General features: G+C 63.9%; 10 protein-coding genes, 1 tRNA gene and 8 pseudogenes. 11 read left to right on the forward strand and 8 right to left on the reverse strand.

Going from position 1 to position 13,572, the window contains the following annotated elements; translation table 11 throughout:
* Positions 1 to 297, reverse strand: a pseudogene (locus WDW90_RS29870) (phasin family protein); the annotation flags it as partial.
* 669 nt (positions 298 to 966) lie between these two features.
* Between WDW90_RS29870 and WDW90_RS29875 the strand changes: the two are divergent.
* The 7 genes and pseudogenes from WDW90_RS29875 to WDW90_RS29905 all read left to right on the forward strand — a co-directional run bounded on the left by WDW90_RS29875 (position 967) and on the right by WDW90_RS29905 (position 7,511).
* A pseudogene (locus tag WDW90_RS29875) lies at positions 967 to 1,393 on the forward strand (hypothetical protein).
* 94 nt (positions 1,394 to 1,487) lie between these two features.
* Positions 1,488 to 2,231, forward strand: a complete 744-nt coding sequence (locus WDW90_RS29880) for a sigma-70 family RNA polymerase sigma factor (protein WP_336491128.1) — start codon at positions 1,488 to 1,490, stop codon at positions 2,229 to 2,231.
* A gap of 714 nt (positions 2,232 to 2,945) precedes the next feature.
* A tRNA-Ile gene (locus WDW90_RS29885) sits at positions 2,946 to 3,021 on the forward strand.
* Positions 3,022 to 3,546: 525 nt separating this feature from the next.
* Entirely contained in the window at positions 3,547 to 3,786 is a 240-nt protein-coding gene (locus WDW90_RS29890; RefSeq protein WP_336491129.1) for a hypothetical protein, read from the forward strand.
* Positions 3,787 to 3,994: 208 nt separating this feature from the next.
* A complete protein-coding gene (locus tag WDW90_RS29895) occupies positions 3,995 to 4,969 on the forward strand; it encodes a patatin-like phospholipase family protein (protein WP_336491130.1) in 975 nt (324 codons plus the stop codon).
* 539 nt (positions 4,970 to 5,508) lie between these two features.
* Complete coding sequence (locus tag WDW90_RS29900) at positions 5,509 to 6,111, forward strand: phasin family protein (protein ID WP_336491131.1); 603 nt, start codon at positions 5,509 to 5,511, stop codon at positions 6,109 to 6,111.
* 212 nt (positions 6,112 to 6,323) lie between these two features.
* The gene (locus WDW90_RS29905; protein WP_336491132.1) at positions 6,324 to 7,511 is read left to right on the forward strand and encodes a DUF2382 domain-containing protein; all 1,188 of its coding nucleotides are present in this window, start codon (positions 6,324 to 6,326) and stop codon (positions 7,509 to 7,511) included.
* Positions 7,512 to 7,587: 76 nt separating this feature from the next.
* Here WDW90_RS29905 and WDW90_RS29910 read toward each other — a convergent pair.
* Positions 7,588 to 7,886: pseudogene (locus WDW90_RS29910) on the reverse strand (hypothetical protein); the annotation flags it as partial.
* A 90-nt stretch (positions 7,887 to 7,976) separates the two neighbouring features.
* Here WDW90_RS29910 and WDW90_RS29915 point away from each other — a divergent pair.
* Positions 7,977 to 8,253: pseudogene (locus WDW90_RS29915) on the forward strand (transposase domain-containing protein); the annotation flags it as partial.
* A gap of 373 nt (positions 8,254 to 8,626) precedes the next feature.
* Here the strand turns inward: WDW90_RS29915 and WDW90_RS29920 are convergent.
* Positions 8,627 to 9,785, reverse strand: a pseudogene (locus WDW90_RS29920) (IS110 family RNA-guided transposase).
* 63 nt (positions 9,786 to 9,848) lie between these two features.
* On the opposite strand from WDW90_RS29920, the pseudogene WDW90_RS29925 reads away from it, so the two are divergent.
* Positions 9,849 to 10,274, forward strand: a pseudogene (locus WDW90_RS29925) (IS6 family transposase); the annotation flags it as partial.
* Positions 10,275 to 10,354: 80 nt separating this feature from the next.
* Here the strand turns inward: WDW90_RS29925 and WDW90_RS29935 are convergent.
* A pseudogene (locus tag WDW90_RS29935) lies at positions 10,355 to 11,364 on the reverse strand (sulfate/molybdate ABC transporter ATP-binding protein).
* Positions 11,365 to 11,371: 7 nt separating this feature from the next.
* On the opposite strand from WDW90_RS29935, the gene WDW90_RS40915 reads away from it, so the two are divergent.
* Positions 11,372 to 11,536: a hypothetical protein gene (locus tag WDW90_RS40915; protein WP_431311150.1), complete on the forward strand. Its 165-nt coding sequence runs from the start codon at positions 11,372 to 11,374 to the stop codon at positions 11,534 to 11,536.
* Positions 11,537 to 11,555: 19 nt separating this feature from the next.
* On the opposite strand, the gene WDW90_RS29945 is transcribed toward WDW90_RS40915, so the two are convergent.
* The 4 genes from WDW90_RS29945 to WDW90_RS29960 form a co-directional block, all read right to left on the reverse strand.
* On the reverse strand, positions 11,556 to 11,822 hold the full coding sequence (locus WDW90_RS29945; protein WP_336491133.1) for a hypothetical protein: 267 nt from the start codon (positions 11,820 to 11,822) through the stop codon (positions 11,556 to 11,558).
* Positions 11,823 to 11,863: 41 nt separating this feature from the next.
* Positions 11,864 to 12,082, reverse strand: a complete 219-nt coding sequence (locus tag WDW90_RS29950; protein ID WP_336491134.1) for a hypothetical protein — start codon at positions 12,080 to 12,082, stop codon at positions 11,864 to 11,866.
* A 45-nt stretch (positions 12,083 to 12,127) separates the two neighbouring features.
* Positions 12,128 to 12,595, reverse strand: a complete 468-nt coding sequence (locus tag WDW90_RS29955) for a hypothetical protein (protein WP_336491135.1) — start codon at positions 12,593 to 12,595, stop codon at positions 12,128 to 12,130.
* A gap of 254 nt (positions 12,596 to 12,849) precedes the next feature.
* The gene (locus WDW90_RS29960) at positions 12,850 to 13,092 is read right to left on the reverse strand and encodes a hypothetical protein (protein WP_336491136.1); all 243 of its coding nucleotides are present in this window, start codon (positions 13,090 to 13,092) and stop codon (positions 12,850 to 12,852) included.
* A gap of 193 nt (positions 13,093 to 13,285) precedes the next feature.
* Between WDW90_RS29960 and WDW90_RS29965 the strand changes: the two are divergent.
* Positions 13,286 to 13,572: pseudogene (locus WDW90_RS29965) on the forward strand (hypothetical protein); the annotation flags it as partial.

The raw sequence follows: 13,572 nt of genomic DNA on the forward strand, positions 1-13,572 counted from the left end.
GGACTGGCGGGCCAGCCGCTCGCTGTCTTCCCCGGTGAAGCCCAGCGTCTTCGTGAAACGCTCGGCAGCCTCACGGGCCTGCTGCGAGGCCGTCTCGACACTCCGCTGCACGATCTGCTTGGTGTTCTCGGTGGCCTGCTCGCGCAGATCGACCATCTTCTTCACGCCATCGCGAGCAGCCTCGGCGAACTGCTTGCCCTGCTCGGCGGTCTTGTCGATGCCGGCCTTGGCGGCGTCAGCGACCTTGTCGCTCTGCTCGGACTGCTTGCCTTGATTGGAATTTTGATTGAACGCCATCTCGGGTTCCTCCCTGTATATTTTACGTATTCAACGCGCCTACGATAGGATAATAAGTATATTACCCTTAGGCTCCGAACTACAATGCTGCGAATGCCGCATTGCACCTAAGTCGTGCACGGATGAAATCATTCAAGGCCGAAACGGTAAATTCCGCCACGATTGAGACATGACGAATTTCGTCAGGCGTTATAGGCTCGGGTCAGGGTGCTGGGCGCGTTGTACAATGCGACTATTGCGGGAGCGAACATCGGGCGAAAAATAAAAATGCTAGCTTCCGAAAGACGGCTTCAATGCGCTTGGGTGAGAATGCCAAGCGCGCTGCTCGTCGGGGCAGAACGCCTCGGCATGGGCTTTGGCCGGATCGCTTGGTCCCGAGCCCCAGGACCAAGCCCTCGGCGGCCACGTCTGGGCTTCAGAGCATCCGAGCATGCCAGCAGTAGCCTCAGCCTCTGCATAGTCGAGCATCATATCTTCGATCTCGGCGGGCCCAATCATGATCGCTCCTAGGCGGCCATGTTGCACCGCACAAGAGAAACGGGCGGCTAGCAGCATGAGTTCCGTAATGATGTCGGAATGGCTGTCGGCAACCTGGCCTGCTGGGGCTGGCCGCCGTTGAGCAGGCTCGCTACGGTCACGCTTAGCCCCCTGGTCAGGCTCACGGACGACATGCCGATCCGGCGCGAGCACCGCTTCTTCTACCCCATCGACTGGCCCCAGCTCTCGGCCGTGATCCGGTTCAGGAGGGCAGGGGGCTGCTGCGAGGGCTGCGGGCGCCCGCACGGGCAATGGCATCTACTGCCTCGACGACGGCCGCTGGTGGGATGCGTCCGTGGGCACCTGGCGGGACGGGGAGGGGAGGACGCTGCGCGGCCTACCATCGATTGAGGATCTGGCCGGCATGCGGGTCACGAAGGTAGTGTTGGCGACCGCCCATCGCGATCACAACACCGACAACAACAGGGACGCGAACCTCGCCGCCTTCTGCCAGCGCTGCCACATGCTGCACGACCGGCCCGAGCATCAGCGTCGGCGGCGGGCCACGCTGTTCCGGAGGAGGGCTCTTGGTGATCTCTTCCGAGGGCCATACGCCTGAAGTCATGACACGAAGCCGCAAGTTGCCTTGCGTAATTGTTGGCATCGGCCGTTTCATGCGAACAGGCCGGCCTTGACCGCCGTCTGATTGCGACATGAACCTGAACATCAAGTCAGCCGAACACGCCCCAGCTCCTGCCGAGCGCTCCGAACCGGATCTCCCCGCAGCCATCCGAGGCCACCTCGGCCAGCATCTGCGCGCCCTCTATGGGCCGGTAGAGAGTTGGGTCACGACTGAGCAGCTCAGCGCACTCCTGGGCCGCCTTGAGGCTGCTCTGACGGCAAGAGGCGAGGCACTGACAGCCGAGGTTCGGCTTGGGATCGAAGCAGCGATGCCAAGCCTGCGCGCCTTCGCTCTCTCCCTCACGAGAAACAGCACCGCTGCCGATGATCTGATGCAGGAAACCCTGCTGAAAGCCTGGAGAAGGCGCGAGAGCTATCAGCCCGGCACCAAGCTCGATGCGTGGCTGTTCACGATCCTGCGCAACACCTACTACTCGGGCTATCGGAAGCGCGTGAGGGAGGTGGAGGACGTCGACGACAAGCATGCTGCGACGCTCAGCATCGCGCCGGCGCAGGAGGACCGTCTCAACCTACAGGACATGCAAAGGGCGCTGGAGCAGTTCCCGAGTGATCAGCGCGAGGCTCTGCTCCTCGTGGCGGTAAATGACATGAGCTACGAGGAGGCCGCGGCGATCATGGAGTGCAAGCTCGGCACCATAAAGAGCCGGGCGAGCCGGGCTCGCGTGCGGTTGATGCAGCTTCTCGGCTACTCGGACACAGATCTGGGCAGCGATTGGCTGCCGCATCAGACCCTGGATCGCGCCAAATTCGCTTGAGGTTCGGTTCTCTGAAGCGAGTGCTTCGTCTTGCCCGGCATCCCTGTGCCCCACCGTCAGCAGGACGTCATGCCGACAGCGGGTCATGGACGGCTGATAGCTCGATCCAGGCACGGCTGAGGCGAGCGCACCTGTTAATAAATGCTAACCTTTTGGGATTTTTCCGCGCCTTTCACCGCCAGGGCGTCAGCATGCCCTCCGACCCAAGCTCGTGCCGGATCGCTGCCATCTCCGCCGAAAGGGCAGCACTGTCAGCATCCCGGGATAGGGGCTCGCGCCCGGTCATGACGGCGAGGTGGTGGATGGCGTCGTGAAGCTCGTCGTCGGTCAGATCGCCGGGCGCCGCCCATCGTGGAGCGGGTAGGGGACCGGGGCTGCGCCATACCGGAGTGGTGCATGATCTCTGGCGAGCGCCCCGATCTCGATGGTATCCGCCTGCGCTCTGTGCGTAGAGACCCACGATTGTGGGCGCCCACTCATCCGCTAGCCTGCTCGTGCTGCCGCTGTGGCCATCAGCGGTGGCGCGGTGGCGTGATCATCAATGACATCCCGTGACCATGCCACCGCACGCCTTGCGTTGACTGGTTGCTGAAGCGGGAGGGGGAGACTGTCTCGCCTGCTTCAGCAGCCGGCTCTTGGCGAACGCCTCGACGACGGCACCAAGATTGGCCTTGGAACGCGAGAGCCGGTAGGACACGGCCGGCTTCCTGAGCTGGGCCTGTAGCTCAATGGTTAGAGCCGACCGCTCATAACGGTCTGGTTGCAGGTTCGAGTCCTGCCGGGCCCACCACAGCCGCGCCCTGCTCACCGTTGCGGCCGAGCTGCTAGTTACCAGCGCGGAACTATTGATGCCGCCTTGTTAGCAAGGGGCCCCTTTGGCCTCGGGCCTCGCGCGTGCGTACTGGTCCGAAAATTCCGTCAGAGCCGGTTAGAAAACGGTCGCGGGCTCAATGCCTGCTCCCGCAGAGGGCGCGCGTAACCTCGCCTCGCACCGCCCTACTCGTCTCGGTCAGCACGTGAGGGCGGCTCCGCTATTCACCGCTAGAAACCAGGGCCGGCGCCGTTTTCGCCCTGTATTATCAGCGCTCGATCGGCCGGTGCGCTGCTGTTTCCGTGCTGTTACCACTCATCGTGCGGTCCCCGTACATGGGCCCGAAAACCGGCAGCACATCAACGCAGGTTACGACGAGTTGCCCCGCAGTGCGGCCGCACACCTTTGTGCTGCGATGCAAAATATGTATGTTGCAGTGCGGGAATGTAGGCGCCATGTTCTCTCTGTCGGTCCGCAGATCCCTCGACCGGCTGGAGAAGCACCATGCGAGCCCTTCGCGTCTGTGCGCTCACAGCGTTCCTCTTCTCTTTGACCGCCATCGGATCAGCCCTAGCCGAGCCGGATGGCCACCTGACCGTCCATGCTCCACTCTATCGCGAGCAGATCCGGAACACGCAGCATGTGCGCGCCCGCAGCGATCTCAGAGTGACATCGCAGCCGGTTTGGACTGCGCATCCTGACCAGGCCGATCTCAAGAACGAGCTGACCGAGCAGAGCCAGTAGAAAAGCGGGGCGGCCCCGGCCGCCCTGGCTACCCGTTTATGCCTCTTCGCCGGTTCGCCCTGCTCCCCTCAAGCGTCGACAGAATGGGCACGACCCTCTTGGCGCTGCTGCAAACGAGCTGCGGGCTTCGGCCGTAGCTGGAGGATATCCCATTTACCAATCGCTCATCGAAGCTAACCAACGCCGCCCGCAAGAACGGCACCTGTCGTTGGCGCTCCAGGGTGGAGGATCTCTGGGAGCCTTCGCGTGGGGCGTTCTCGATCGATTGCTCGAAGAGGAGCATCTCACCTTCGATGCCGTCAGTGGCGCGAGTGCTGGCGCAGTGAACGCGGTCATTCTCGCAGCCGGTCTGCTGGCTGGCGGCAAGTCTGAAGCCCGGCGTCGTCTCGATCATTTCTGGGAGCGGATGAGTCAGTTGGCTCCGCCGAAGCGCAGTGCGGTCGCGGCCCTCTTTGCTGACCTCGTCTCGCATGTGGTCTCGCCTTACCAGCTCAACCCCTTCAATCTGAACCCTTTGAAGAGCCTCATCTCGGCAGAGGTCGACTTTGAGGCCCTGCGGGCAAACCCGCCCCTGCGGCTGCTGATCGCGGCGACCGCCGTGTCCACGGGACGGCTGCAGATCTTCCGCGAGACGGAACTTACCCGCGAGATGGTACTGGCCTCGGCGAGCCTTCCGCTGCTGAGCCAAGCCGTGCCGATTGGGGGAGAGCGGTACTGGGACGGTGGCTACTCGGCCAACCCGCCTCTGACGCCGCTCGTGGAAGTGTCTGAGGCATCCGACCTGCTCATCGTCCAGATCATGCCGACGCAGGGGGCGGAGCTGCCGATGTCCTCGCCCGCCATCGTGAAACGCCTCGAACAAGTCACCTTCAACGGGGTCTTCCTGAGGGAGGCTGCTGCTCTGGCGATGATGGCGCGGGTGGCTGGGTCTGGAAGTCGGGATCCTGCATTCTCTCGCAAGCTACAGCAGCTGCGCGTCCACCACATCTCGGCGGATCGAGAGTGTCCGAAGCTGAGCGAGGCCAGCGGCAGCAATCTTGACCGGCGGTTCCTGTTGGAACTGCGCGAGTGTGGACGCTCGGCAGCAGAAACCTGGCTCGCGCACGGCATGGATGAACCGGCCTTGCAGCGCGGCATGCTGAGTGACGAATATTCACAAACAGTCTTGCCTTCTGTATCGTAGATAATGCGAAAATTCTACTATATACAGGTTCAACGTTTGTAGCAGAATAAAATATCAATTGTTTCAACTCTTGTCGGAATGGTGAGAGCATTTTTGTCACCGTGACTATGCCCTTGCGGACGAGAGTGGCTCTTTGAGCGTTCCAGGGAGCTTCCTCGTTGAACGGAGTCATTTGAGATGAATGCTGCCCCAGGCTGATGTCCGCATCTGGGGCGCTCTCAACCCGTTGGAAGCACGCGGCGCTGCCCACAAAGCATCAGCTTGAAGGTTAGTCCCATCTGTTACCAAGCTGCTTCCCCCCTCGGCCAGACATTGTGCAGCGCGCTCAGACGTTTAGGTCTTAAGCACAACGCTTGACGAAATTCGTCAGAATTTAATGCGGATCAAAGTGCTTCTGCGAGGCTTGAATAGGAGCAGCACAGCACGACTTAGGTGCAGTGCGGTCGGCGCAGTAATGTGCGTGGCCGACTAAGTTAAATGTGCTTATTGTCTTAATATAAGCGCCGTGAATGTATGATTCTTAAAGGCGGGAAACCAAGATGGCTTTCAATCAGATCAGCGCTCAGGGCAATCAGCATGAGCTGAGCGAGAGGATGGCCGATACGGCAAGAGCAAACATCGATAAGGCGGCCGAGCAGGGCGCACAGTTTGTTGATGCCGCTCGGGACCGCCTGAACCTAATGGTTGCTCTGCGCGAGCAGGCCACCGAGAACACCAAGCAGATCGTGCAGCGAAGCGTCGAGACGGCCTCGCAGCAGGCCCGTGAGGCTGCCGAGCGTTTCACGAAGACGCTGGGCTTCACCGGGGAAGACAGCGAGCGGCTGGCCCGCCAGTCCAAGCAGAACGTGGAAGCGGTCACGCGCTGCGGCACGGTGCTGACCCAAGCCTACCAGGATGCCTCTCGCAGCTGGTTCGATCTGGGTCAGCGGCAGTGGCGGCGCAACCTCGACGGCCTGAACCGGCTGACCCAGGCCAGATCCATCCAGGAGTTCGCGGCCATCCAGAGCGAACTGGCTCGGGACGGCTTGCAGCACATGGTTCAGGACAGCCGCACTATCGCCGAGACCTCGGTCCGTGCGGTCGAGGAGGCCAGCAAGACCTTCTCCAGCATGGCCCAGCAGGGCTCTGCTGTGACCCGCTGAAGTTTGCCGCGCCGGAGCTGGGTAAGTCTAGGCTCGGCAACACGTTCTGAGGGGCGGCCGCAGCGGCCGCCCTGTACGTGGTGGCCTGGGACATATGATGGTCCCTGCAATCGTGCCCCTCATAACCTTCGAGCGACACTGGTTCGAGCAGGACGAGCACCCTGTGAGTTCAGCGCCGGCGACCCCTCCCTTTGACATCCCACGAGGCAAGCATGACCACAATCAGGCAGCTGATCCAAACCAGCCCCACGAAAGCGAACGAGCTCTTCGTGGCCCTCGCCGACACCTCGAACAATGCGGTGAAGACGCGCGAGCGCCTTCTGGGGGACCTCAAGTCCGAGCTGGAGCTCTTGGCCCAGCTGGAAGAGGAGCACCTGTTCCCGGTTCTGCGCAAGCACAAGGAAACCAAGGACCTCGTCAGCGCCGCCCTGAACGACAACAAACAAACCCGCAAGCTGCTGGCTGAGCTGGAGCAGACGCCCAAGGGCAGCGAGGAGTTTGGCCCGAAGGTCATCGAGCTGCGGAAGGTCTTCCAGCAGAGCGTGCGGGATGAGCGCAAGGAGCTGCTCCCGGCAGTCCTGAAGGCGCTGAGTGACGAGGAGGCACAGGCCATCGTCGAGAAGATCGAGGAGGGCAAGGCCGAAGTCGAAGAAGCCAAGCGGGCCAAGGCTGAGCAGCGCCGGGCCGAGCAACGGCAAGAGCGCGAGCAGGCCGACAAGCTCCTCGCCGAGCAGAAGGAAGCCGCCGAGCGCGAGCGGGAGAACCGCAAGGCCGCCCGGCAGACGGCCGAGCAGGTGGCGCAGACGGCTGAAGCTGCCGCCGAGAGCACCCGCCAGGTGGCCCAGAGCGCTGCAGAGACCGTTCAGCGTGTTGCGACTGCCCCGTTGAGCACCGGCTCGCTCTTCTTTGATGCGATGTTTGGGTTCTGGGGCCTGCCGTCGGGGCGTTCCCTGGCGCGCTCCGGCAATGCCTCGGCATCCAGGAACCAGCTGTCGAGCCAGGACGAGGAAGTCATCCCGCTGGCGGAAGAGACGCTGATCGTGGGCAAGCGCACGGAGAACAGCGGCACGACCAGGGTCCGCCGCTATGTCGTCGAGGTCCCGGCCGAGCAGCAGGTGACGCTGTATGACGAGAAGGTCGTGGTTGAGCGGCGTCGGCCCGTCACCGATCAGGCAAGCGGAGAGACCTTGACCGAGCTCACCGTCGAGATGGTGGAAACCTCTGAGGTGCCGCTCGTGGCCAAGGGGGTCAGGGTCCGTGAAGAGATTGTGGTCCGGCGGGAGCGCACGACGCGTGTTGAGACGGTGCGGGACACGATCCGGCGGGATGAGGTCGAGATCTCGAACGCGAGCGGGCGCTCCGGCAACAGGCGGGCTGCCCTCGCCTACAGCCGCAAGTAGGTGCCGATAGCTGGTACAAGCGGGCCGCGGTCAATGTACCGACCGCGGCTTTCCGCTTCGTGGACCATTGCTGGCCTTATGGGCCAGAGTAGGGCCCACGGAACAGGTCCCCCAGCGCCTTCCTCCGAAACAACGTGAGCCATCGCCGCCGCCGGTGTTCGGGCCGATCGTGGAGCAGGTGACAGCGCTGGCAGAAGGCCGCGAGATTGCGCTCACATTGTTCGTAGTGTCATGGTCCCGGTGGACGGTCGCCAGCACCACCTTCGTCATCCGAACGCCGGCTACCTCCTCGGCGGTCGGCAGAACCCGAAGCACCTGACCCTGACCATTGCGCCAGGAGCCCGTAGCAGCGTCCCACCAGCGGCCATCTCCGAGAGGCGTGTCGCCGCAAACGCGAATGGGCCTGCGTTCACGGCCCGTTAGCCATACCCGCCCAGCTTGCCGGCTCCGCCTCGGAGTCGGTCCATGATCCTGAATGCCCTCGCGCTCAAGCTGAAGCGCCAAGCCCGCGGTGACTTCAAGGGCCGGCACTTCGAAGCCACCCTCATCGTGCAGGCCGTCTCCTGGTACCTGCGCTACGCGCTGAGCTACCGTGATATCGAGGAGATGCTCCTGGAGAGAGGGCTGGAGGTTGGACTATTCCACCCTCAACCGCTGGGTGCTCGCCTACGCGCCTGCGATCGAGCGGCGCCTGCGCGGCTTCCGTAAGCCGCACTGCGGCTCGGTGCGCCTCGATGAGACCTCGTATGAGGACCGTTGCGTCAAGCCTGTTCTATTGAGTGCTGGTTATCATCGTCCCGTTCCTCCTCGGGTTGGCATCCCTGGGTGCCGAGGTGGAGCTCCGCGCAGCGAGGGTTGCCCTCGCCAACCTCGTATCCGGCGGGACTGCGTCCGCGCCACGATCCCATGTTCGGGTCGAAGGAGCTCCGAGGCGAGCGGCGCCACTCTACATCACCGGCGCTGTCGGGCAGCCCACGTCTCGTCACGGCCGCCGCTCCCCCGGTCCCACCGAGCCAGTCCCGCCCGGCGGTTCCGGCCCGATCTGTCCATCTGCCTTCGCCGGTGTTCCTCCGGCCCGTATGCCTCCCGCCGTGCCGCTGTCGGCGTCTTCTGCGTCAGACCAGCTTCAGCTCCATCCCCTGCGGCACGGCACCACCCTGGAGGTATCGCCAGAGCGCGACCAGGAGCTTCCTTGCCAGTGCGACGATCATAACCCTTGCGCAGCCGGCCACGAGCGCCGCCCAGGCGATCGTGGAACCAGCGCGAGAGCGCGCAGCCTGGCTGGTAGCGCAGCCACATCCAGGCGAGTTCAACGAGCGCCGCGCGTAACCGCCTGTTGCCGTCCTTGCTGATCCCTTGCTCGCGTTGCGTGCCGCCGCTGCTGTAGGGCGTCCCGGTCAGCCCCGCGTAGGAGCCCGAGCGCGCGGGCGTTGCGGAACCGGCGCACGAAGGCCTCGTGGACCAGCACGGTCGCGATCTGTACGCCGATGCCGCGTAGACGAACGAGCTGCTGGATCATCTGCTCCGCTTGGCCCGCCGCCTCGGCCGCCCGATCGCGCTGCGCTTCCAGTTCGGCCACCTGCTGGCGGATCAGGTCGAGGCGATCGAGGAGGCGCTCGATCTGCGCCTGCGCGTGTGGAGGAAGAGGCTGGTCGTGGGCGGTGCGCAGTTGCGCCAGCCGCTCGCGGCCGTCGCGCCAGAGTGGGTTGTACTCGCCCGCGCCGAGCACGGTCAGCACTGCCTCGATCCGGTTGACGATGGCAACCCGGGCGCGGATCAACTCCTCGCGCTCGCGCATGGGGCGGCGGGCATCCTCGGTGGCCTCATCCGGCACCGGCACACCATGGAGCAAACCCGCGGCTCGCCGCGCAGCCAGGCCAGGAGGGTGCGCAGCAGCATGTCCGCGTCGATGCGGTCGGACTTGGCCCGGCGCATGCGGCGGTCCACCGGCACGCTGGAGGGCTGCATGACGTGCACCTCGACGCCGCGCTGCTGCAGCCAGCGCGCGAGCCAGAAGCCGCTCCCGCCGGACTCGTAGGCGATGATGACCCGTTCCAACGCCATGCCGGCCGCGGCCGCACGGCGCTTGTAGCCCTCGACCGCTGCCATGAGCGCGTCGGCCCGGGCTGCGAGTTGCTGCTTAGAGCTCTTCTGCCGGAGGCCCGGCACCTGGGCGGCGACGACCCAACTGCGGGCGCTGACCTCGACAACGAGGATCAGTGTGCGGTCGTAGTCCAGGCCAGTGCTGGCGGTGAGGTGGGTATGTTGGGTCATGGTAGCGCTCCCGGGAATGGCGGCGCGTAGCCTACCGAGGCGGTAACCGGTCCCCATAGGATCTACATCCGGGTCCGCGGCCAGTGGCGCTATTTGTACCGCGCCATCGGCAAACGCGGAGAACCGGTCGACTTCCTGCTCACCGCTAACCGCGACTTGGACGCCGCCAAGCGGTTCTTCCGCAAGATGCTCTCGGCCGAGCCGCTGCTCGGCCCTGACCGGATCGGCACCGATGGCGCTGGTCCCTATCCGCCAGCCCTCGCCGAGAGCCGCAAGGAGGGCCTGCTACCCCACGCGCCGATCCACTACGTCACCAAGCACCTGCAGCAAGGGATCGAGAGCGACCACTTCCGGGTCAAGCGCCCCATGCCTTGGGTGGGCGGGTTCCGCTCCTTCCACACGGCGCGGCGCACGATCCAGGGCTTCGAGGCCATGCTGTGGCTGCGCAAGGGCTTCGGCTTTGCCGGCGCGTGGACGGTCCGCGAGTAGAACCAGCTGCTGGCGGTCTGCTTCGGGCTCTCCGTCGCGAACAAAGCGTGAAAGCGGGGCCATCGAGCCCCTTCTGCGGCTCACCGCCGTGTTTGCGACAAGCCCTCGGCGAACACGTAGCCCCCGTTGATCCTGAGGCCGACGCTGCGGCCGGAGGCGTAGCGCTCGCCGTCGAAATCCTCGACGACCAGAACCCGGCCGTCCGGCCGCTCCACGTCGATGCGCTGGCGCCCCTGGCTGCGGTGCGAGGCCCGCACGGTGCCGCCGAGATGCGACTCCGGCCGGGTCCGCGAATTGCAGCTGCCAGGGCCGCACGTAGAGCTTGACCGGGCCGACGGTGCCGCCGGGCGCGGCGACGGCTGTCGGCTTGCCGTCGACCAGCACGCGCCCGCCCTCCGCGAGGGCCTCGAGCTCGATGGCGTCGCCCAGGAACTTCAGCACGGTGGCGGGAGGCGGGGTTGTCCTGCATCTCGTCCGGCGTGCCGACCTGCTCCAGCCGGCCCCGGTCGAGCACGGCCACTCGGTCGGAGAGCTCCAGCGCCTCGTCCTGGTCGTGGGTCACGAAGATCGTGGTCTGGCCGGTGCGGTCGTGGATCCCGCGCAGCCAGCGGCGCAGGTCCTTGCGGACCTGGGCATCGAGCGCCCCGAAGGGCTCGTCGAGGAGGAGCACGCGGGGCTCGACCGCGAGCGCGCGGGCGAGCGCGATGCGCTGGCGCTGGCCGCCGGAGAGCTGCGACGGGTAGCGGTCGGCGAACCCCGAGAGCTTGATCAGGTCGAGGAGGTCGCCGACCCGGCGGCGGATCTCGGTCCGGCTCGGCCGCTCCGATCGCTTCCGGGCGTTGAGGCCGTAGGCGATGTTGTCGGCCACGCTCATGTGCTTGAACAACGTGTAGTGCTGGAACACGAAGCCCACGGCCCGCTGCTGCACGGGCAGGCCCGTGGCGTCGTCGCCCTCGAACAGGACGCGGCCGCGATCGGGGAAGTCGAGACCGGCGATGATGCGCAGGAGCGTCGTCTTGCCCGAGCCCGAGGGGCCGAGCAGGCCGAGCAGCTCGCCGGCCCGCACCTCGAGGTGGAAGTCGTGCAGCACGGCGGCCGTGTCGAAGGTCTTCGACAGGCCCTCGACCCGGATCGCCGTGGAGCCCGTCGTGCTAGTGCCGGGCTCCGGCCGCGAGGTCGCCGGCGTAGCGCCACTCGAGGAGCGACTTGACCAGGAGGGTAACGAGCGCAAGGCCGGCGAGACCAACCAGCGCCGCAAATAATCAGCGGATCGGGGATTCCTCATCGATGCTCGACGGCTTCACCTGCATCTGCAACGTCGACGCATGGCGGCAGAGAAGCTGCTTGCCTGTTCCAGCCTAAACTGATCTGCCGGGCTGAGGCGCCGCCATCCTCGTCCCATCGCGCAATCTCGTCAGCGGCAGGGGGTTCGCCCAAGATCAGCCTGCTGGATCGTTCTGGCTCGCGACCCTCAAGCAGGCCACAGTGCTTCTCGGTAACGTGGCGCAATGGTGACTTCGGATCCGAAGTTGAATTGAGAATGCCCATGGCCCTCTTCCTGCCCCAGCGTGCGTTGAAAAAAAATGACTCTAGAAGGTCTTACCGGCCATCCAGACACTCACGTCGGCTTGTGCCTGCGGGAGAGGCAGACTGGAACGCCCCGAGATCTTCGCGGGGAGCTGAGTCTCGCGCTTGATTTCGGTCAGGGCTGAATTGTTGAGCGTCGGCCGTTTCCGCAGGACATCCACCCGGCACCCGATCAATCGAGCTAGATAGTTCTCGCTCTCGCCACCGGCAACTCCGAACATGCTATCCTCCATCAATCCTCCTTGAACATCCTGCCATATTCGCGTTCAAGCTCTCTGAAATTCAGCTTCGTCTGTAGTTCCGCGTGTTAGCCGCTGCCGAGCTGCGATCTCGCGCCTGCGCATGATCTCAAGATCTTGGCGGAGCTGATGGTTCTCGTAGTTCTTGCGGTTCAACTCCGACTCAAGCGCCGACACGAAGCTCGTCCAGGTGGGTTGAAGCTCGGGCGTCATGGTGACATTCAGCTTGGCCCAGAGCAGGAAGAACTCGCCGGTCGACCGTGAAGTCACACGGCTTGGATCCTCGCAGAGCTGCCCCTCGCCGACGACGCGATGATAGGCCTGCTCGGCGCCGTGGATCTCATACTCGGGTTCGTGGTTTCCCGCCTGAAGCAGAGCTGTGATCTCGTAGCCGCCGATCCAGGCCGGATCAGTGATGTCTGGCCAATAGCGCCCGCGCGCGCCGCGCTCGGCATATCTGACATGTTGGCCGAGGGTGTATCGATGCTCACGCATGATGGCCTCCCTTCAAGAAAGTTCGGCGTACGACATTCCACATCCAGGCAAGATCTGTGAGTTTACCAATGCAGATCGAACCCAGTGATGAAGTACATTGAGGCGAGCCCGAAAAGCGCGACCGCAACGAAGGTTTGATTGAGCCCGTCGCCCATCAAAGCCGAAAAGTAAGTCCTAGCCATTCTGTCCTCCTGGTAAACGGTAAAGCTTGCTGCGCCGAAACGCCGCTTCGCGGCGCGCCTAGCGAGGTGCTCTCAGCGCCGCTGCGCCGCGTCGAGTTCCTGTGGGTCAACGGAAACGGCCTGCACGGATCCCGCCCTGCTATGTCGAGGCGGGAGATAGATGGTGGTAGCGACGCGGCGATAGGCTAAAAAGGATAGGCCTTCGAGCAGTTCCTCATCGGTATCGACCGTGTAGGTTCCCGCCGGCTGCTGCTCATCGAGCGCGCTCAGTGTGAAAGGTAGATCGAAGATCACAGTCTTTCGGGTCGTGCGCATCTTAACCTCGGCCGTAGACGAAACATTTTATTTTTCTAAAAACACCGTATCGCCTGGCGCGAAAAATTGTTATCATTATTCGAACTTATGAGAGTTTATTCAAATTTCTTCATATCAATTGCTGAGATTGAAGCCGCTTAGATCTTGTTTTTCTGTCTGCTCGGCGCATCGAGCCCAGTGAGGCGTACGCTCCATGCTACGTAGCCTGACCGCGCTGGCAGCCGTCATCATCTTGACGGCCGCGGCACCACCGCAGCGCCAGCTCCCCCCGCAGCCCGGTTCAGCCAAGATCAGCCAACCCTATCGCGATCCAGGCGACACGGCGGCTTCCGCAGACCCGACCAGGGCGGTCGCGACAGATGAGCGGAACCGCGAAGCGGCAGCGCAGAAAAGCCAGAGCGATGCCGCGTTCAAAAAGGTGCGGAATGAGGCCAGCGCTCGTGATCGTGCGTGGGATAATAAAATGAGGAGGACGATGAT

Source organism: Methylobacterium nigriterrae (assembly GCF_037106235.1).
In the GTDB taxonomy this organism is placed as follows: Bacteria; Pseudomonadota; Alphaproteobacteria; order Rhizobiales; family Beijerinckiaceae; genus Methylobacterium; species Methylobacterium nigriterrae.

Coding starts and splice junctions, on each gene's coding strand:
- WDW90_RS29880 (WP_336491128.1), top strand. CDS start 1,488: ATGAACCTGAACATCAAGTCAGCCGAACACGCCCCAGCTCCTGCCGAG.
- WDW90_RS29890 (WP_336491129.1), top strand. CDS start 3,547: ATGCGAGCCCTTCGCGTCTGTGCGCTCACAGCGTTCCTCTTCTCTTTG.
- WDW90_RS29900 (WP_336491131.1), top strand. CDS start 5,509: ATGGCTTTCAATCAGATCAGCGCTCAGGGCAATCAGCATGAGCTGAGC.
- WDW90_RS29905 (WP_336491132.1), top strand. CDS start 6,324: ATGACCACAATCAGGCAGCTGATCCAAACCAGCCCCACGAAAGCGAAC.
- WDW90_RS29945 (WP_336491133.1), bottom strand. CDS start 11,822: ATGGGCATTCTCAATTCAACTTCGGATCCGAAGTCACCATTGCGCCAC.
- WDW90_RS29950 (WP_336491134.1), bottom strand. CDS start 12,082: ATGTTCGGAGTTGCCGGTGGCGAGAGCGAGAACTATCTAGCTCGATTG.
- WDW90_RS29955 (WP_336491135.1), bottom strand. CDS start 12,595: ATGCGTGAGCATCGATACACCCTCGGCCAACATGTCAGATATGCCGAG.
- WDW90_RS29960 (WP_336491136.1), bottom strand. CDS start 13,092: ATGCGCACGACCCGAAAGACTGTGATCTTCGATCTACCTTTCACACTG.